Origin of the sequence: Legionella rubrilucens, from assembly GCF_001468125.1 — a bacterium.
Taxonomy (GTDB): Bacteria; Pseudomonadota; Gammaproteobacteria; order Legionellales; family Legionellaceae; genus Legionella_C; species Legionella_C rubrilucens.
Genome location: NZ_LNYT01000022.1, coordinates 472,056 through 491,078, shown reverse-complemented (window position 1 = coordinate 491,078; position 19,023 = coordinate 472,056). Strand labels below are relative to the sequence as shown.

Below are 19,023 nucleotides of genomic sequence, written 5' to 3'. Positions count from 1 at the left end.
ACAACACCATGGCGAAAGTCATTGCCATTGCTAACCAGAAAGGTGGCGTAGGAAAAACGACGACCGCCATCAATTTGTCTGCTTCCATCGCCGCGAACCGCCAGGCGGTACTGCTCATTGATCTTGACCCCCAGGGCAATGCCACCATGGGTTCAGGTGTTAACAAGAATGAACTGGTTCACAGCAGCAATGATGTGATTCTCAGGGATTGTCTGGCAGAACAGGCCTGTTTAAAAACGGTCTACGGATACGATTTAATTCCTGCCAATGGCGATTTGACGGTGGCCGAGGTCAGTCTCATGGAAAGAAACCACCGTGAAACATTCCTTTTCAAAGCCCTGCAGCCGCTATTAAGCAATTATGATTTTATTTTGATTGACTGCCCTCCGACCCTAAACACATTGACCATCAATGCGCTGGTCGCAGCCGATTCGGTGCTGATTCCCATGCAATGTGAATATTATGCGCTGGAGGGCCTGGCCGCCCTGATGTCAACCATTGAGCAGATTAAATCGGCAGTTAATCCCCGCTTGCACATTGAAGGTCTGCTGCGGACTATGTATGATGCGCGCAATCGTCTGTGTGCCGAAGTATCCAAGCAATTACTGGAGCACTTTGGCAACAAAGTCTACCGCACGGTTGTACCGCGCAACGTACGTCTTGCTGAAGCACCAAGCCACGGTATGCCCGCCCTGCAATATGACAAATCGTCGCCTGGGGCCGCAGCCTACATGGTTTTAGCTTCAGAAGTCATCAGCAAGCAGACAGTAACCGGTTAAATCAGAGGTGCATTATGGCAGTTAAACGTGGTGGTTTAGGTCGAAATTTATCGGCTCTCTTAGGGCAGACAGCGGCGCCTGAGACTAAGAACCCCGATTCGCCTTTGACCCTGTCACCGGCCTGCCTTAAGCCGGGTAAGTACCAGCCGCGTACTGATTTTTCCGAGGACACGCTCGCAGAATTGGCCGAATCAATCCGCCAACAGGGGCTGTTGCAGCCGTTAATTGTGAGACCCCTTAATGACCAGTGTTATGAAATCATTGCCGGTGAACGCCGTTGGCGTGCCTCGCAGTTGGCAGGATTAACCGAAGTACCGGTCATTGTCCGCACGGTCGATGATGAAACAGCCATGGCCATTGCCCTTATCGAAAACCTGCAGCGGGAAGATTTAAATGCACTCGATCAAGCCAGGGCCATGCACCGCCTAACCCATGAATTTGCCCTGACACATCAGCAAGTGGCTGATTTACTCGCTAAATCAAGAACCGCCGTCAGCAATTTTCTCCGCCTTTTAACATTATCGGATGAAGTGAAACGTTTACTGGAGCATGGCGATTTGGACATGGGCCATGCCCGCGCCCTGCTGATTCTAAACGATGAACAGCAAAATCAGGCAGCCCAGCTCATCGTGGCTAAAAATTTATCGGTTCGTGAAACGGAACAACTGGTCAAACGAATCAAAGAAGGCAAACCTCAGCCGTTAGCCGCAGCAGTTGACGTTCATCCCGAGGTAAAAAATCAGTTACATCATCTTTCACAACACTTGAAAGCCAAAGTAAAACTCAAACAGGGCAAGTCAGGAAAAGGGTCATTGGTGATTCATTACAATTCAGATCATGAGTTACAGGCTGTTTTGCAGCAAATGTTGGGATAGTAATAGCCACAACGGGGTATATTCCCTAGACTGCAACCGAGGTTTCTTGCCTGCGTAACCGTCATAGCATCCCTGTTTTGCATTGGCTTTTGACCAGTCTTCGTAAAAAGCGATCTATACTCACAAGAAAGGAAGAATAGTCAATCAGGGAAAGACGATGCCTTGTCAAAAATGTGATTCCACAGCTACCTATCGACTGTCTGGAGCCTACCAGCTGCTTATTTCACCTCCGCGAGGCCATTGTTATTCAAAATTGATCAATCACCTGACCCAGTGTCATTATGCATTCAACACAAAGGACGGGGAAATAATTGAGTTGTTTTTTTCTTCTGAAGAAGCCAAAGACTTAGGGCATGCCCTGGAATGCTGTTTTTCTCAGGCAGAGCTTGAAGACAGCAAGGCCGTTTTGCTGCCCCTGGATATTCCTGACAAGCACATTGAGCGGGTATTGAATCACACGCATTCATTAAAAAAAGTGGTCGGTTTGTGTTTGTCCCAATGGCTGGTGGAACTCATCACCAATCAGGGTTTAACCACTTTCTGCCAACCCATTTTACACAGTGATACCCTTAAACCCTATGGTTTTGAGTGCCTGCTGAGAGGAAAGCAGGGGGATACGGCCATTATCTCCCCTGCAGCTCTGTTTGGCGCGGCAAAATCCAGTGAGTTGCTTTTCTTATTAGATAAAAACGCCCGCATCTGCCATATAGAAAACATGAGTAAAATCGATGTTTCTGAAAAGAAATTATTCATTAATTTCAACCCAACTGCCATTTACGATCCACTTTTTTGCCTGACGACTACGAATCAATCCTTGAAGAAAACCGGGATTCAGCCTTCGCAGATTGTATTTGAAGTTACGGAAAGCGATGAGGTGAAGGATAAAAGGCATTTATTAAAAATAATTGATTATTACCGAAATCAGGGTTATGGCGTCGCGCTTGATGATTTAGGCTCAGGCTACAGCTCCTTAAATTTACTCACGGAGTTACAGCCGGATTACATCAAACTGGATTATGAATTGGTTCATCAGATTCATACCAATGAATTTAAGCAAATCATACTGGAAAAAATAGGCGAAATGGCCACAAAACTAAAGATAAAAATGATCTGCGAAGGAATAGAAAGCAATGAGGAACTCCAGATCATCCAGCAGTATGGCATTGATTTTTATCAAGGATTTTTATTTTCAAAACCCATGCCCTACGAATGCATTCCTGAGTATATCCAGACGATTGGCTGATAGGTAGCGGTTAAGAAAAACCTTATTGATGAATTTATCAGGTCCGAGTCGATAATGAGCCTTTGGCCTAGCCATTAAAAATTGCCCTGACTGTTTATTTATTTTTCACATCCATTTTGGTATAATTTTGCGCATTTTATGCTGAAACGACTTTCCATTGATGAAAATAAACCCCAGAATACCAATCACGGCTTCTATTTCTACCTATAATTAACAATGAAGGGAGATTTAGATGCAAATTCAACCCGTTCATGAAGTAAAAGTTACCATTAAATTTGAAAATAGGGAAATTTCATGCAGTCTTGTTGTATTGTCAGAAAACGAACTGGTAGTTACCTCCACAGAGTATATTGACAAGGGGAGTCCTGTTGCCTTTATTTCTAAGTTTTTTCGTGGTGAGGCCCAGATAACTCATACCCGCTACAGCCATTACCAGTTTACCTATACCTTTGAAATTCTTCACATTAATTATCAACCTGGCTTTCTGGTGAATACCAAACTTTAGGCGCGCGGGTTTTGCTGCGCGCCTGGCAGGCTGCCTAGAGCCAGTAAACAAAGATAAACAGAAAAAGCCAGACCACATCCACAAAGTGCCAGTACCAGGCAACCGCTTCAAAGGCAAAATGCCGTTCCGGGGTAAAATGGCCTTTGATACAGCGGATAAGAATAACAATCAACATGATGGTTCCGATGGTCACGTGCAAGCCATGGAAGCCAGTCAGCATAAAGAAGGTCGTACCATAAATCCCGGCATCCAGGGTCAGATTCATTTCGGTATAGGCTTCATGGTATTCATAGGATTGCAAGCCAAGGAACAACATACCAAGTAAAATGGTTAAGACCATGCCCACGATGAGTTGCTTTCGCTTATTGAGCTTTAATGCCCAATGCGCCCAGGTAATGGTCGCACCGGAAGTAAGCAGGATTAACGTGTTAATTGCGGCAAGCCCCCATGCCCCCATGGCTTCAGAAGCCCCCACAAAGGTTTGGTTATTGGGATTTTGCAAAAGCGGCCATTGCGCCACAAAATCAGACCACAAGGTGTAGTGAGTAATTGGGTGCATTTCTCCGCCGAGCAGAGGAACTGACCAATAGCGGCAAAAAAACAAAGCACCGAAAAAAGCGCCGAAGAAACACACTTCTGAGAAAATAAACCAGCACATACCCCAACGGAAAGAACGATCGACCTGGAGGTCATAAAGTCCTTTTTCATTTTCATAAATGACCTGGCCAAACCAACCAAACATCATGCCCACAAGGATGCAGAGTCCGGCAAAGAAAATATAAGGGCCATACCAGTCATCATGCAGCCATGACGCAGCGCCGACCAACGTGGTGGTCAGGCCAATGGAGCCGACCAGCGGCCAATGGCTAGGCTTAGGGACGTAATAAGTACCGTGCGCTCCCATGGGTTTCTTTCTCCTCTTTATTATTCGCCTGGATAACCGCAGTCAATCCAGAGTCAATTAATTACACGATTAGTCACATCGAATAAGGTATAAGACAAGGTGATTGTTTTTATCTCCCCCGGCAAGTCGTTATCAAGATGAAACAGCAAAGGCATATCCATCGCCTCGTGTCCATTCAAGGTTTGCTGGGTAAAACAAAAGCACTCTGTCTTCTTTAAATATTTTGCGGCAATTCCGGGCGTTACGCTGGGTATTGCCTGTACAGTCATCCGGAAATTGCTTTTATTCTCCGCATAAAAAGCAAGTTTGGCAATTTCGCCGGGGTGCACTTTAATCCGGGTTACTTTTGGATAAAAGGCCCAGGGTAAACTGCTGTTACTGGTTGAGACAAATTGCACTGTCACCACCCTGTTTTTATCCACAAAAGCCTGTGCACTATTATAAGCCGCTGCCTTATTGTTAGTTTTGCCATTGATCCCCAACGTTTGGCAAAGGCTGTTATAAATGGGCACCAGAGCAAATCCAAATCCAAACATGCCAAGTACAATGAGTGACAATAACAACACTAATTTTTTATGACCTTTCACTGCGTTACCCGCCTGCTCGTTCATTCAATACATGAAGCGGTTAATGCCTGCAGGCATTAACCGTCTATCCGCTAGGGAACCGTTGGCGGCGTGGTGAAGCTGTGATATGGAGGCGGTGAAGACAATGTCCACTCCAAACCATGAGCCCCTTCCCATACTCGTGCATCCAAGCGCTTGCCTTCATGGCGCCGCTTAACCGTCATGAACACGTTGTATAAAAACAGCAGCTGTGAGAAACCAAAAATAAATGCACCCACGGTAGATACCATGTTGAAGTTGGTAAACTGCAACGCATAGTCAGGAATACGTCTTGGCATACCAGCCAGTCCCAGGAAGTGCATGGGGAAAAAGGCAATATTTACTGAAATGGCTGACAACCAGAAATGCCATTTACCCAAACACTCGTTGTACATGTGCCCCGTCCATTTCGGTAGCCAATAGTACGTGGCTGCCATCAAGGAGAAGATAGCGCCGGGAACCAGAACATAATGGAAATGAGCTACAACAAAATAGGTATCCTGGTATTGATAATCCGCAGGTACCAGTGCAAGCATCAACCCGGTAAAACCGCCGATAGTGAACAGGAACACAAAGGCTACCGCAAACAGCATGGGCGTTTCAAACGTCATGGCGCCTTTAAACATGGTGCTGACCCAGTTAAAGACTTTAATGCCTGTGGGAACCGAAATCAGCATGGTCGCATACATAAAGAACAATTCAGCACCAAGCGGCACACCGGTGGTGAACATATGATGGACCCAGACAATGAATGAAAGCAGCGCAATACTGACCGTTGCATACACCATGAAATGATAACCAAACAATGGCTTGCGGCTGAAGGTAGGAATAATTTCAGAGATCACGCCAAAAGCCGGCAATATCAGAACGTAAACTTCCGGATGTCCAAAAAACCAGAAAACATGCTGGAATAAAATCGGATCACCGCCGCCTGCCGCGTCAAAAAAGCTGGTACCAAAATGACGATCAGCCAACATCATGGTGACTGCACCAGCCAGAACCGGCATGATCGCAATCAGCAGAAACGCTGTGATCAACCAGGTCCAGACGAACATCGGCATTTTCATCAAGGTCATGCCGGGAGCACGCATATTCAGAATAGTGGCAATGATGTTGATAGATCCCATGATCGAAGACAGACCCATCATGTGCACTGCAAAGATCATGAAATCGGTGCTGGGCGGAGCATATTTGGTTGACAGGGGAGCATACATTGTCCAACCGAAATTGGGGCCGCCGCCGCTGTGGAACATGGTTGAAAACAACAACGCAAACGCAAACGGCAGTATCCAGAAACTCCAGTTGTTTAGACGCGGCAGGGCCATGTCTGGTGCACCAATCATCATCGGAATTTGCCAGTTCGCCATACCGGTAAACGCAGGCATTACCACCCCAAAAAGCATGATAAGGCCATGCATGGTAGTCATCTGGTTAAAGAAATTGGGGTCAACAAAACGATGGCCGGGCTGAAATAATTCCGCACGAATGATCAATGCCATGCCACCGGCTAAAAAGAAACTCAACATCGCTATCCAAAGATAAAGCGAGCCAATGTCTTTGTGGTTGGTGGTAAATAACCATCGTCTGGCAAAACCGATAAACCCTTTGCCTTGTTCTGGTCCATGATCATGATCATCATGGTGGTCGAGATCATGTGCCAATGTTTGACTCATCGTAAACCTCCAGCTTGCGCTTTTTTCACTATTTTAGGTGCCTGAACCTCACCGGATCGTACCTTAGCCACATCGGCAGGCTGCACTTCGTCATTGGTATTATTTTCCCAGGCATTTCGCTCGTAGGTTACCACGGCCGCGATTTCCTGATCCGTCAGTTGGTCTTTGTAAGCCTGCATGGCTGAACCTGGAACGCCATCAAGCACCAGGGCAATGTGTCGGCTGATGGGTTTACCGACGGCAATCGAACTGCCCTTCAATGGTGGGAACATGGGCGGCAAACCTTTACCATCAGCTTTATGGCAGGCCGCACAGATGGCCTCGTATTTGGTTTTACCCAGAGTCATCAGTTCTTCGCGGGTCATTTTAACCTGTTCTTTGGGTTTGTCCGCGCCGGCTGCGTAAATATCTTCCACTTTCACCTGTGCATCGACCCATTGCTTAAATTCTTCATCGCTCACAGCCTGCACTACAATCGGCATATAGGCATGGTTAATACCGCATAATTCGGTACATTGACCGCGATAAACCCCCGGTTTTTCGATACGGGCCCAGGCCTCGTGCATGAATCCAGGCATAGCATCGCGCTTGACGCCAAGCTCAGGTACCCACCAGGAATGAATCACATCCGTTGAGGTCACCAAAAACCTTATTTTACGGTTAACAGGAACCACCAGCGGTTTATCCACCTCCAGCAGATACCACTGTTCTTTTTTTTGTTTGTTTTGAATCTGATCATAGGGCGTGGCGAGATTACTGAAAAAACTAATCCCCTGATCCAGGTATTGGTATTGCCATTTCCATTGAGATCCAACGACCTTAATGGTGACGTCAGAATCACTGCTGTCTTCAAGCCGCATCAGGATAGTTGTGGCGGGAATGGCTAAGGCAATAAGAATCAGGAAGGGAATCACTGACCAGATTATTTCAAGACGCGGGTTATCATGAAAGGTTGCCGGTTTGTAACCTACGGATTTGCGATGATGAATAAGCGAATAAATCATCACGCCAAACACCACGATACCAATCAATGCACACACAATCATCGATGTCGTATGCAGGAAATACATGTCATGGCTTAAAGGCGTCACACCTTTGTACATATTTAACTGCCACGTGTCTGCTGCTGCAGCGGCCGTTTGAGTTGTCATTAGCCCGACTCCGGCAGCGGCAAGCAATCCGCCAGCCTTAAACCTGTTTCGCATCCCCATTCCTCACCTTATTCTTATTGGCTGGTTGCGGTAACCAGCCTGATGATTAATTTTTCTTATAACCCTATTTACCACCAATCGCCCTTACCACAAGGAATAGTTTCCCTCTTCCTTCGATTGGCTCACCATGTATTTGATAGCTTCAATCACTTCACCCGTTGTGCAATGCTTGCAGCCCCCGTTTTTGGGATGGTATTCACCACTTACCGTTTGCTTGATTAAGACATCCATGTTTTTCTGCAGCAGCGGTTTCCAGATGGCTTTGTCGCCAATTTTCGGCGCGCCTTGTTTGCCATCGTCATGGCACATGCCGCAGTTTTCATTGTAAACAGCCTTTCCGCTCGACGGGTATTTTTGCGAACCGGCATTGTCCAAATCCGTCCATTGGGAGCGGGACAGCGATTTGTTTAAAATATAATCCGTGGCCGCCATGATGTCGTTGTCGCTGCAGGTTACGCAGGCCCCTTTAACCGGCATGCTGTTATAGCCGTTAATGGCATGGCGATACAGCCCTGTCAGGCCGCTGTCTTTGAGACGCCGATACCAGTTTGCACCATCCCCAATGACGGGAGCACCCATTTTATTATCCTGGTGGCAAATGATGCAGGCATTGACATAAACCTGTTTACCGCGTTTCAGGGTAGGTTGCTGCTCGGATGGAGAAACACCCAGAGACTCCTCGCTGACAACAGTCTTTAAATAGGTTGCAATCGCCAGACGATCTTCTTCAGTCAGATAACTTAAACTGTTGTGATTGACCTCCGCCATGGGACCTGCGACAGGGCCGGCACGATTGATAAGCTCCCCTTTCAGGAACACATCCGCCACTTCGTAGCGGCTCGCTGAGCGCAAACCGAATTTGGTGATGTTGGGAGCCCAGTAACCATCAATGAAACTGCCAGTCAAATAATAGCGATCCTTTGGTGCACCAAAAATGTTGAGCGGCGTATGGCACATGCTGCAATGCCCTAAACTGTCAACTATGTATTTGCCGCGGTTCCAGGCCGGTGATTTATCACTTTGGTATTCAATGGCGTCTTCCTCAGGGAAGAAGAACAACAGATTCCATCCCCATAAAGAAAACCGGGCTCCTGGAACATTGAATGGGAAAGGAAGCGATTTATTTTCCTGCTTGACTGGCGGAAGACTCATGAAATACGCATAAAGCGCGCGTAAATCGTCGTCTGTGGTCTTTGAGAAGTAAATGTAGGGGAAAACCGGGAAATAATTTCTGCCCTTGGGATCACGGCCTTCTCTCATGGCACGGATAAAATCGTCTTCAGTCCAGTTACCAATGCCGGTTTCTTTATCCGGGGTGATATTGGGGCTGTAAAACGTACCGAAAGGCGTATTGATCGGCAACCCTCCGGCAAAGGCAGGCGTACCGCCCTTCACATTGGTATGGCAGGCAATGCAATCACCCATTTTAGCCAGGTATTCGCCGCGCTCAATCAGTTTTTTCTGAACGTCATCCGCTGGTGCTTTGGTTTGGGGGTAGGCGGGGTAGTAGCCGTCGATCAAGGGCTCCGCGATTTTTTCCTGTGGCGTCCCTGTTTCTGCTGTCACGTCCTGTTTGGGAACCGGTTTCACTTCTTCGGGAACAATGGATTGGGCCTCGTTTGATTGGGCCTCATTGGACGTGGTTACCGGTTCAGCCGCTGCTTTTGAGGTTTCATCACTGGCTTTCGCAGCGTACGATGCATTGACGAATGAAATCACACTCATGAATAAAATCGCAAAAATTGCGTTGTTTTTCAACAAAGAGCGCACGCCCCCTCCTTAATATGCTTACCTTAAACAGCGACAGACAAGAAAAATAATCAAGCATTTTATACCCCTCGGTAGAGAACTTGCAATGATGATTGCTGCAGTATTTATTAAATGTTGTTAAATTGTTTTTTATTTACACAAAATGGTTTTTTTGACTGACTTCTTTGCCTCCGGCTGGTATTCTGTTGGCTTTCTTTGGAAGGAGAATCATCATGATCTGGAAGGAAGCACTCGCCTTGGAACTGTTACAGAATCAGCAACGGCATGTGGCAAGCATTGACGGCAACAAAATTCTATTTCTGTGGCACAAAGACAAGGTCCATGCGCTGTCGTCGCAGTGCCCGCATTTCAAACTGCCGCTGGCGAAAGGCAAAATCACAGAACAAAACACCATTGTCTGTCCTTTTCATAAAAGTGAATTTGATTTAGACAGCGGGGAGGTGGCCTGCTGGTCGCCCTGGCCACCCGCCATCGGCAAACTGTTAGGGAAAGTCAGCTCATCCAAGTCTTTAAAGATTTATCCCACCCGTATCGAGGAGGGAAAAATCATGGTTTGCCTTGAGTAAACCGCTTCAAATGAGGTAACGGCTGGCGCCGTGGATAATGGTCTCAATGAATTCCTGATAATGAAGCGCTGGCAATTGCCAGTAATGCCAATACAGCGGCATGAGCCAGCGTTTGCCGGGGCAGATTTCCTTAAGAAGGCCCTCCGCCAGTTCGCTGGTAATGTCCAGACTCGGAATAAGACCAAAGCCATATCCCTGGATAGCAAACTCCCTAAACCCCTGTACGGAAGGGACCATATTGTAACGCTTGGGCAACAGGGCTTTTTTAAAAAAGTGGGTAAAAAAACGCTCATGAAGACGATCACGGCTGTCAAAAACCAGCAGGGGCGCATGGTAGAGATTGTCTTCCATTGCGGCATCATTCTCGAAGTAGCGTTCGATGAATGCTGGCGAGGCGACCAGTAAATAATCCATATGCCCCAAAAGGGCGCATTCACAACCGGGTAACGCTTTATCATGGCTCGATACACAGGCAGAAACCGCCCCCTTGCGGAAATAGTCCAGCGTTAATTCCTGATCATCGGTAATGATGTCGAGATTCACTTTTTCAAGAAAGCGCAAATCCGCCAGCAAATGAGTAAACCAGGTTTCCAGACTGTCACGATTGAGGGCTACTGACAACCGAGCAGGTAAATCCTGTTCAATTTCCTGAAGAAAGTGCTCTTCAAGCAGATGAATGCGGCGAAGCAAGCCCAGCATTTTTTCACCCAGAGGAGTCGCCCTGTAAGGATGAGTTCGAATCAGCAAAGGCTGCCCCATCATCACTTCCAGTTGCTTGATGCGCTGGCTTATCGCTGGCTGCGTAATAAACAATTGCTCTGCGGCGGCGGCAAAGCTTTGGGTGTTAATGACAGCATCTAAAGCCTGTAATCCACGATGATCAAGTCTCATAAGTCAAATTTATCAATAATCAAAATTATTAATTTCTATAATAGCCTGTTTTCAGAGATAATGCCTGGATTCGCAATTTGAGGAGGAAATAATCATGTTGGTTTATTTTAATGGTTTAGTACTCGGTCTCTCCCTGATCATGGCCTTAGGCCCTCAAAATGTGTTCTTAATTCGCCAGGGTGCACAACGTCGACACGCCATTTTGTCTGCGCTGGTGTGTTTCTGTTGCGACCTTATTTTAGTCTGCGGCAGCGTAGCAGGCTTGTACCATGTCCTGGAATTGCACCCGCAATTGAAGGTAGGAATGACGTGGTTTGGTGTGGCTTTTCTGATGTATTACGGCAGTCAGGCTTTAAAAAATGCCTTTCAGTCGCAATCGGCAAAATCCCAGTTGCCCGATCAGCAAGGCAGCAATCGCTTACAAATCATTCTGCTCGCGCTGGGATTCAGCTTGCTTAATCCCCATGCCATTATTGATTCCTTAGTCATTATCGGCACCAACAGCGCCCAATTCCCCGAACATCAAAAAGCCTTTGTACTGGGAGTAGCCACCTCCAGCCTGTTATGGTTCGGTTCATTGACATTCACGACCCATTATTTTTCCGACGTGTTGTCCCGCACCACCGTGTGGCGGCGCGTGGAATTGTGCAGCGGCTTATTGATGATCTGTTTAAGCCTTAAACTGGCGGGCAGCCAGTTTTAATCTAGGATTGTTTAGGGCCCGTAGCCAACTCGGTTAATTTTGCCATGGCATTGTCCTTGATGCTGCTCAGCAAGGTATCCACACTCCCTTCACCGTAAAGACGGAATTGGGTTGAATTCATGTGGACACCTTCTGCAAGACGGAGTAATTGCCTTTCGGTTTCTTCCGAAATTTCAGCCCGACGGCCAGTGGTGAGCTTAGCGAGCGTTGAAGGTTGAAGATCCTCCTTTCTCCAGGTATGAATGGTGTCGGTATTCACCCAGGGACCCAGTGTCACAATGAGATTCTGAAGATCCTTTTGGCCAAGCTTGTACCACATCTTGTCGCTGTTTTTTCCCATCGCCCATTGATAAACGGCAATCAAATCGTCAAGGGCTTTTTTGTAATCATTGGCATATTCTTTTCGAGAGCGGGCGCAATAACCCACGTAGACACTGGCTACCATTCCTACCGTAGCCAAGGGAAGAAACCCGCAGGTCAACCACGAAACGACGGCAGCCCCAGTGCCGACAAGGATATGAGCATCAACCGTTTGCAAATCAGCCAATGCCTTGCTGAAACGCGCCACCTGCTGATTGACGATATTGATGTGCGTACTGGATTGATAATCAAAATCACTGTCCGGTTTGACAAACCGGTCGGTTGACTGGCCAGAAACAGCCGAGTTAAAGAAGCCTGTAAAAAATCGCATGGTAATCTCCGTCCATTGAAAACCTCGATATAATCACATTATTCGGCTAAATTGAAGAAAAAAATACCAATAAAAAAAGAGGATAGGCAGAAAAATAGAAAGGGCCAATCAGTGTGTCGCCAATTGACCCAGTGGAATGACACATAGCAAGTCCAACCTCGCAGGCGAAACTATCTCACAAGCCGCGCTTGATTGTCAACAATTCCAGCAGATTGCGTTTGTTGTTAACGATTCAATGCAGTAAACTCAACGTTTTGGCAAAACGAGGCAACCATGTTTTACGGCGACAATGTGAAAGACACCCGGCAAATGTTTTATTCAAGCTGGCATAAGCACCGCCATGCAATGCCCTTACTGCCCCTGGAACAGCAGATTGTCAATGTCATTGCCGATCATCCTGAATACCAGGCCCTGCTGGAAAACCCCATCCCTGAAAACGAACAGGCTTATTTTCCCGAATTAGGTCAGACCAATCCCTTTCTGCACATGGGGCTTCACCTGGCAGTCCGCGATCAATTGGCTACCAATCGTCCCGCAGGCATTGTCGCGGCTTATCAACAATTACTTGCAAAATACCAGGATAGACTGGCAGTTGAACACCTGCTGCTTGAGAAACTGGCTGAATGCCTCTGGCAGGCGCAGCGTACCGGCAGTTATCCGGATGAAAACCAATACCTTCTGGCCGTCAAATCACTGTTGCAACCTTAACTAATTCCTTGATAAACAAGAAACTCTTGTCAAATTCAGCCATTAACCGCTATAGTGAGTCTGCCTCTTGATGGGCTGTATCGGCTAGAGGCATTCCCAAATGAAAATCGATGGAGAGATCATGAAAAAAGTAATTGCTTTATTGGCCATTTTCGCTGCAACCGCCGTTTCTGCCCAACCCAATGCCAATGCAGAGACCAGCACTCAATCCCATGCGACACAAACTCAAACTTACGCGGATGCCAATGCGGCGAATCCCAGCCAACCCAGTCAACAACAAACGACGGATACGACTCAAAATCAAGCCAACCCCGGTCAGCAAAATACGCCAGCCAGTAACACCGGTTCAAATAACCCCAGCAATCCTGGCAATGCCAATCAGGCCCCTCAGTCTTAATTCACCGGTATCGGGAAACAGCCATCCCGCTGTTTCCCTTCCCCCTGTCTCCTTTTAAAACGCTATTCGCTAACTTTTAACACACTGTCCATAACCTCTTTAAAACAGACTCATTTTTTTATTGAGGAGGTAAGAAAAATTATTTTTTTTCTGCTACTCTTTAAGTGGCTTCATGTTCTTAACTTACTTTCAAGGAAGACTTATCATGAAAAAATCAACTGTTGCTGTTGCCGCTTTATTAACTGCTTTATCTGCTGCTACGGTTGCTCCTGCTGCCTATGCAAATGATACGGCAGGCACTCAAGTAACTGGTTGTAAAGGCTGTAACGGTTGCAAAGGTTGTAACGGTTGCAAAGGCTGTAAAGGTTGTAACGGCTGCAAAGGTTGCGGCGGTTGCAAAGGCTGTGGCGGTTGCAGCGGCAGCTGATTCATGTCAGGGGAACAGTCATGGCGGCTGTTTCCCTGTGCTTCTTCTCTTTAACGAAATGACCCATGCCGAATTTTTCTCTTCCAGACTTAAGTGCTTTTCAGCAATCGCAATTGCTGCGTGCCGCAAGGCAGGTGCTTGAAAGCCAGCAACAAATGACGACAGCCAGGGGCAGGAATATCATTCACTACACCCTTGAGAAAAAACGCAAACATGTATCCATGAATCATTACCCCAAAGGCGATCGCATTGATCATCAAACGGGAGCTCAGTATTTCTACCACTGCCATCGTGAAAATTTTGAAAGCATGGAGCATGGACATTTCCATTGTTTTCTGAGGTATAAAGGCATTCCGGCAAAGATTAAGCCCACCGCCTTGCCTGACTGGGATAAGTACATGGACAATCCCATGACCCATTTGGTCGCCATTGCCATGAATTGTTACGGACAACCCATCCGCCTGTTTACCGTCAACCGCTGGGTTTCTTCCGATATCATTTACGACGCCCGCCACGTCGCCGGTTTTATCAGACGGTTTAAAATGACGCTTAACGACAGCGAATACTGGCAGGTATTGGATCGCTGGGTGCAGGGTATGCTGAGGCTTTTCTCACCGCAAATTGTCTGGCTGCATGAACAGCGTCAACAGCGAATGCGGGACTTTAAAACCGCGTTCCCTGAAGAAAATGCATACGAATCGCGAGACATTGAAGAGCCTTCGCAGATAGATATTGATCTTAATACACAGATTCAATGGCTGCTCAATCCGGCTTCTTTAAATCAAGTGGAAGACGCCCTGTCCTGACAAACTCGCCCGGTGGAAGCCGTTCTCTTTTTTGTGCATACATCGGCAGTGTTGCCGCACAAGCCATGATGCAGTAAATGAATAACCCGCGGTTCCCCAACTCCTGCATAAACAATGAAGCAATAACCGGCCCCACCATGGCTCCTACGCTGTAGGCCAGCAGCAGGGTTTGCGTTACCGCCACAATGTCCTCCGGACCTAATGCATCACAGGCATCACTGACACTGATGGGATAAAGTGCGAAAGTAAGCCCGCCAAAAAGCATCATCAAACCAAAAAGCCAGACCGATGGGCCTTTAAAACCAATCAAACACAGCAGCGTCAGCATGGTCAGAACGGTAATTCGCATAAGGACCTGACGCCGGTCACGCTGATCAGACCATTTGCCTAATGGATATTGCAGCAACATACCGCCAAATATCACCGCAAACATGTAGGTGGCTACCAAGGACACACCGCCTGATAATGCGCTGAGGTAAACCGGTAATAAACCGTAGATAACACCCATAATCAGTCCTGAAACCAGCGCCCCGGTCAATCCCGGTATGGAGGCTTTCAACAAAGCAATCCTGGGCAATGAGGAAGACGCGGTTAACCTGGGAATCCGGCTGGCTAAAAAAGCGATTGGAATGACCGAAATCACACTGAGCAGAGCCGCTAATCCATAAAGAAGAAAGGGCGCTGTGTCCTTAAGGCAGAGGATAAACTGGCTAACACTCTGGGCACTGTAAAATGCAATCATGTACCAGGCCATGACCTGACCACGATTGCGGATCGAACTCACCGATAACAACCAGCTTTCAATTACGACATAAACGCCAGCCATCACAAAGCCGGCAATAAAACGCAAAACCAGCCACAAGCCAGGCTCATAGAAGAACCCGTGCAATAGGCAGCACATGGCCAGAATGAGCGAAAAAAGCCCATAGGCGCTGCGATACCCCAACCGGAGAATAATCTGTTCCGTGCGAAGCGAACCCGCCACCACACCGATATAAAACACACTGGTTATCGCCCCCATCAACCAGGTTGAAGCCTGCTCCAGCGTCATTTTTAAAATCAGCAGGGTTGAAAAAAATCCAGCGCCGAGAAGAAAAATAAACAGACTGAACAAAGGTGCAAAAGCACACTTTATCAAAGGTGTCATTGTTTTGGGCTTCAAGTGATTGCAGAACGGAATAATGAGCTTAGCAAATTTGCCGGGTTCAAACCACGTCTACCGTATTGCACCGTTCCGTTAGCTGTCCGTGGTGAGGGGTTAAATGTCACTTTTATAGACTTTAACCCGATCTTTACCGGTTTGTTTCGCCTCATACAGTGCCTGATCGGCGGCTTTGATAATTTCGTCAATGGTCGCGCCATGCCGTGGCGCCTCAGCGACACCGATTGAAATAGTAATCTCGGACAACCGCTGGTTTTTATACACAATCGGCGTTTCTTTCAACAGCTCACGGAACTGATCCAGTTTTTTAGCCGCTTGCACCAGTGTTGTGTTAAGTAAGGCCACCACAAATTCCTCGCCTCCAAAACGGAAAGCGATGTCCGTATCGCGGAAATTTTTCTTTAACAATTGCCCTGTTATTTTTAATACCTCGTCTCCCGCGAGATGACTGTAGGTGTCATTGAATTTTTTGAAATTATCGAGGTCCAGCATGGCAACACACAATGTGCTTTTTTCACGGGCAAGGCGAATCAATTCCCGGGATAACAAATCGTTTAAATAACGGCGGTTGTATAAATTGGTCAGCGGATCATGCAGGGACAGTTCATTGAGTGAGGCTCGCAAATTAATATTGGCTAAAGCCAGTTTTACAATGTTACCAAAAGAAATCGCCATATCCCGCTGGTGCTGAGTTAGTTTTCTTTGGGCAGGAGCAAACACGTGAATCACACCGATTAATTCATTTTGTACAATCATTGGCAACCCTATGGAACCTCCCCGGGGCAGGCTGACGTAATGATTGCAGGGAATGCTCTTCTGAGGCTCATCCACATCAATGATGTCTGCTTCCCGGATAACATAACAATCCAGAGGTAAGCACTGTTTCGTTAGTAGCTCCTGGTCGCCCCATTGTATAACCGTTTCCAACTGATTCGTTGTCTTGTTAAACACCATCAGGCCGCCGCTTAGTTCGGGGAATAATTCCTCTGCCACCAGACGGATTCGAGGATAGGCCTCCTCAACGGAAATACAGATCTGAAGGGAGCGGTTAAGTTTATTTAAAAGGCTTTCGTCATGTTCCAGCAGCTTCAATTCGTTTAGGGTTTCCAGTGTTTTTTCATTAAGCTGCCGCATTTTTTCTTCATTTTGAATCCGATCGCTCACATCTTTCATCTGCAGAATAAAATTGAGCGGTTCGCCTTTTTCATCGCGAATTAACGACAGGCTCACCATGGCCCAAATTACACTCCCGTCTTTGCGTACAAAGCGTTTTTCAAGATGGGAAATGCGCATGTCGCCGTTCATGATTTTAACCATCGATTCCTTGGTCATGCCTAAATCATCCTGATAGGTAATATCCAGAAGGTTTTTATTTTTTAACTCCTTATCGCTGTAGCCCAATGTATCCTGAAGGGTACGGTTGGCGTGAATGCAGTACCCTTCGGGCGACACCAGCGCCATGCCTATGGGCGCATTTTCAATGGTATTACGAAAATTTTCTTCACTGCGTTTTAAATCCAGCAACAGAGCGGAACTGTAGAGCTCAAGGTAGATCGATTTCAGTAAAAACTGATTGGCACTGGTTGAGGCAAAAATAATGAGAGCCACATAGAGGACAACGGCCAAAAAGAGCATGAGGGAGAAGCCGGGAATGACTGAGACGGATAAAAAAAGCATGACCATCACGATGGGCGTCATAAAACCAAGGTAGGCGCCGATATGGGTCAGTAATTTAGCCAGCGGGGCGCCTAACAAACCGGTTAAGTAAACGAAAATCACCATGCGGTATAGTGCATCGTCAACATACAGAAACAGCAATCCTCCCAAGGCCCATAAAATACCCGACAGGGTATTGTTTAACACGAAATAGGTTTTCCAGAATGAAGCGCTGCGCAGGCCGAACTGTGCGACTTCGCGGTTAAAATAAAAGACCATGAGGGCACGCAGTCCATTATTAACGGTGATCATCAGTAAAGCCCAGGAAAAGAGCAGCCAGGGGCTTGTAATGACGGGTATTAAGATCAGGGAGTATAAAATAACGGCAAAGAAATCCGCCAGAATGATAAAATAAAAATCTTTATAGGACTCACTGATTAATCTGTCTTCAAGCTGTGACTTGGCAACACCTGGAAAGTCCATTCATTTTCCTCGCAGTGAAAGGCTTAATAGAAATAGGTGAAGCCTTATTCCAATGCCTGAGGCTGTTCTGCAGCCCTCTATTAACCGGTTTACAGACCTATCTTATTTAGTTTACACAATTTTTCTAAAAACGGGGCATCCATGCAACAGGCACATGAAGTTAACACCAATTTGCGGTAAACTTGTTTCTTTGTTTAATCGAAGGGCTTCTGATGACTCATGAGCAAAAAACCACGCATTTCGGCTTCCAGTCTGTAGCCTGGGATGAAAAGGAAAAAAAAGTCGGCGCGGTGTTCAAATCGGTAGCTAAAAATTACGATTTAATGAATGACCTGATGTCCCTTGGCATTCATCATGTGTGGAAACGCTTCACAATTGAATTAAGCCAGGTTCGTGAAGGACAGGTTGTGCTTGATTTGGCTGGCGGCAGCGGCGATTTAACCCGCCTGCTCAGTAAAAAGGCAGGGCCGAAAGGGCAGGTTATTCTCGCGGACATTAACGACGCCATGATTGACGTCGGCCGCAATCGGCTGCTGGATGAGGGTTTGTTTGACAATATTCATTATGTCCAGGCCAATGCCCAATACCTGCCTTTTGCCGACAACAGTTTTCATTGCATTGTGATGGGCTTTGGGCTTCGTAATGTCACGGATAAAAATGAAGCCCTGCGTTCGATGTTCAGAACCTGCAAACCGGGAGGCAAGGTGATGATACTGGAGTTCTCCACACCCACCCTGCCGGGCTTAAAGCCGGTTTATGATTGGTATTCCTTTGCCATACTGCCAAAACTGGGGCAATGGTTTGCCGAAGACGCCGCCAGTTACCAATACCTGGCAGAATCCATCCGGCAACACCCGGATCAGAACACATTAAAAACCATGATTGAAAACGCAGACTTTGAGGATTGTCATTATCACAATTTAAGCGGCGGCATTGTTGCCCTGCATATCGCCTACAAATACTGAGAG

Annotated in this window: 20 protein-coding genes; 11 read left to right on the top strand and 9 right to left on the bottom strand. The window is 46.9% G+C overall.

What is annotated here, in order from left to right; translation table 11 throughout:
• Positions 1 to 8 precede the first annotated feature (8 nt).
• The 4 genes from Lrub_RS14025 (at position 9) to Lrub_RS14010 (ending at position 3,402) form a co-directional block, all read left to right on the top strand.
• Entirely contained in the window at positions 9 to 779 is a 771-nt protein-coding gene (locus Lrub_RS14025) for a ParA family protein (protein ID WP_058532717.1), read from the top strand.
• A 14-nt stretch (positions 780 to 793) separates the two neighbouring features.
• The gene (locus Lrub_RS14020) at positions 794 to 1,654 is read left to right on the top strand and encodes a ParB/RepB/Spo0J family partition protein (protein WP_058532716.1); all 861 of its coding nucleotides are present in this window, start codon (positions 794 to 796) and stop codon (positions 1,652 to 1,654) included.
• 157 nt (positions 1,655 to 1,811) lie between these two features.
• A complete protein-coding gene (locus Lrub_RS14015; protein ID WP_058532715.1) occupies positions 1,812 to 2,897 on the top strand; it encodes an EAL domain-containing protein in 1,086 nt (361 codons plus the stop codon).
• Positions 2,898 to 3,129: 232 nt separating this feature from the next.
• Positions 3,130 to 3,402 (top strand): hypothetical protein, encoded by a 273-nt coding sequence (locus Lrub_RS14010; RefSeq protein ID WP_058532714.1) that lies wholly within the window; start codon positions 3,130 to 3,132, stop codon positions 3,400 to 3,402.
• 34 nt (positions 3,403 to 3,436) lie between these two features.
• Here Lrub_RS14010 and Lrub_RS14005 read toward each other — a convergent pair whose 3' ends face one another.
• The 5 genes from Lrub_RS14005 to Lrub_RS13985 form a co-directional block, all read right to left on the bottom strand.
• Positions 3,437 to 4,306 (bottom strand): cytochrome c oxidase subunit 3, encoded by an 870-nt coding sequence (locus Lrub_RS14005; RefSeq protein ID WP_058532713.1) that lies wholly within the window; start codon positions 4,304 to 4,306, stop codon positions 3,437 to 3,439.
• A gap of 53 nt (positions 4,307 to 4,359) precedes the next feature.
• Positions 4,360 to 4,917 carry a cytochrome c oxidase assembly protein gene (locus Lrub_RS14000; protein WP_058532712.1) on the bottom strand — a complete coding sequence of 186 codons (558 nt, stop codon included), beginning with the start codon at positions 4,915 to 4,917 and terminating at the stop codon, positions 4,360 to 4,362.
• A 47-nt stretch (positions 4,918 to 4,964) separates the two neighbouring features.
• Positions 4,965 to 6,584: a cytochrome c oxidase subunit I gene (gene ctaD, locus Lrub_RS13995; RefSeq protein ID WP_058532711.1), complete on the bottom strand. Its 1,620-nt coding sequence runs from the start codon at positions 6,582 to 6,584 to the stop codon at positions 4,965 to 4,967.
• Positions 6,581 to 7,789, bottom strand: a complete 1,209-nt coding sequence (coxB, locus tag Lrub_RS13990; RefSeq protein ID WP_058532710.1) for a cytochrome c oxidase subunit II — start codon at positions 7,787 to 7,789, stop codon at positions 6,581 to 6,583. The genes ctaD and coxB overlap by 4 nt, the downstream gene beginning before the upstream one ends.
• Positions 7,790 to 7,879: 90 nt before the next feature.
• Complete coding sequence (locus Lrub_RS13985) at positions 7,880 to 9,565, bottom strand: c-type cytochrome (RefSeq protein WP_237760822.1); 1,686 nt, start codon at positions 9,563 to 9,565, stop codon at positions 7,880 to 7,882.
• Positions 9,566 to 9,777: 212 nt separating this feature from the next.
• Between Lrub_RS13985 and Lrub_RS13980 the strand changes: the two genes are divergently transcribed.
• Positions 9,778 to 10,131, top strand: coding sequence for a Rieske (2Fe-2S) protein (locus tag Lrub_RS13980; RefSeq protein WP_058532709.1), 354 nt, complete (start codon positions 9,778 to 9,780; stop codon positions 10,129 to 10,131).
• A gap of 6 nt (positions 10,132 to 10,137) precedes the next feature.
• Here Lrub_RS13980 and Lrub_RS13975 read toward each other — a convergent pair whose 3' ends face one another.
• Entirely contained in the window at positions 10,138 to 11,022 is an 885-nt protein-coding gene (locus Lrub_RS13975) for an ArgP/LysG family DNA-binding transcriptional regulator (RefSeq protein WP_058532708.1), read from the bottom strand.
• 94 nt (positions 11,023 to 11,116) lie between these two features.
• Here Lrub_RS13975 and Lrub_RS13970 point away from each other — a divergent pair, with 94 nt between their 5' ends.
• Positions 11,117 to 11,725 (top strand): LysE/ArgO family amino acid transporter, encoded by a 609-nt coding sequence (locus tag Lrub_RS13970; protein WP_058532707.1) that lies wholly within the window; start codon positions 11,117 to 11,119, stop codon positions 11,723 to 11,725.
• A 1-nt stretch (position 11,726) separates the two neighbouring features.
• Here Lrub_RS13970 and Lrub_RS13965 read toward each other — a convergent pair whose 3' ends face one another.
• The gene (locus tag Lrub_RS13965) at positions 11,727 to 12,416 is read right to left on the bottom strand and encodes a hypothetical protein (RefSeq protein ID WP_058532706.1); all 690 of its coding nucleotides are present in this window, start codon (positions 12,414 to 12,416) and stop codon (positions 11,727 to 11,729) included.
• Positions 12,417 to 12,689: 273 nt separating this feature from the next.
• Here Lrub_RS13965 and Lrub_RS13960 point away from each other — a divergent pair, with 273 nt between their 5' ends.
• The 4 genes from Lrub_RS13960 to Lrub_RS13945 all read left to right on the top strand — a co-directional run bounded on the left by Lrub_RS13960 (position 12,690) and on the right by Lrub_RS13945 (position 14,754).
• Complete coding sequence (locus tag Lrub_RS13960) at positions 12,690 to 13,124, top strand: DUF1841 family protein (protein WP_058532705.1); 435 nt, start codon at positions 12,690 to 12,692, stop codon at positions 13,122 to 13,124.
• A gap of 121 nt (positions 13,125 to 13,245) precedes the next feature.
• Complete coding sequence (locus Lrub_RS13955; RefSeq protein ID WP_058532704.1) at positions 13,246 to 13,521, top strand: hypothetical protein; 276 nt, start codon at positions 13,246 to 13,248, stop codon at positions 13,519 to 13,521.
• Between the two features lie 205 nt (positions 13,522 to 13,726).
• The gene (locus Lrub_RS13950; protein WP_058532703.1) at positions 13,727 to 13,948 is read left to right on the top strand and encodes a hypothetical protein; all 222 of its coding nucleotides are present in this window, start codon (positions 13,727 to 13,729) and stop codon (positions 13,946 to 13,948) included.
• Between the two features lie 65 nt (positions 13,949 to 14,013).
• Entirely contained in the window at positions 14,014 to 14,754 is a 741-nt protein-coding gene (locus tag Lrub_RS13945; protein ID WP_058532702.1) for a DUF6969 family protein, read from the top strand.
• On the opposite strand, the gene Lrub_RS13940 is transcribed toward Lrub_RS13945, so the two are convergent.
• Both Lrub_RS13940 and Lrub_RS13935 read right to left on the bottom strand, forming a co-directional pair.
• Positions 14,711 to 15,901 (bottom strand): MFS transporter, encoded by a 1,191-nt coding sequence (locus Lrub_RS13940; protein ID WP_058532701.1) that lies wholly within the window; start codon positions 15,899 to 15,901, stop codon positions 14,711 to 14,713. The genes Lrub_RS13945 and Lrub_RS13940 overlap by 44 nt on opposite strands.
• Positions 15,902 to 16,012: 111 nt before the next feature.
• On the bottom strand, positions 16,013 to 18,055 hold the full coding sequence (locus tag Lrub_RS13935) for a sensor domain-containing diguanylate cyclase (protein ID WP_058532700.1): 2,043 nt from the start codon (positions 18,053 to 18,055) through the stop codon (positions 16,013 to 16,015).
• Positions 18,056 to 18,267: 212 nt separating this feature from the next.
• Here Lrub_RS13935 and ubiE point away from each other — a divergent pair, with 212 nt between their 5' ends.
• A complete protein-coding gene (ubiE, locus tag Lrub_RS13930) occupies positions 18,268 to 19,020 on the top strand; it encodes a bifunctional demethylmenaquinone methyltransferase/2-methoxy-6-polyprenyl-1,4-benzoquinol methylase UbiE (protein ID WP_058532699.1) in 753 nt (250 codons plus the stop codon).
• Positions 19,021 to 19,023: the final 3 nt, after the last annotated feature.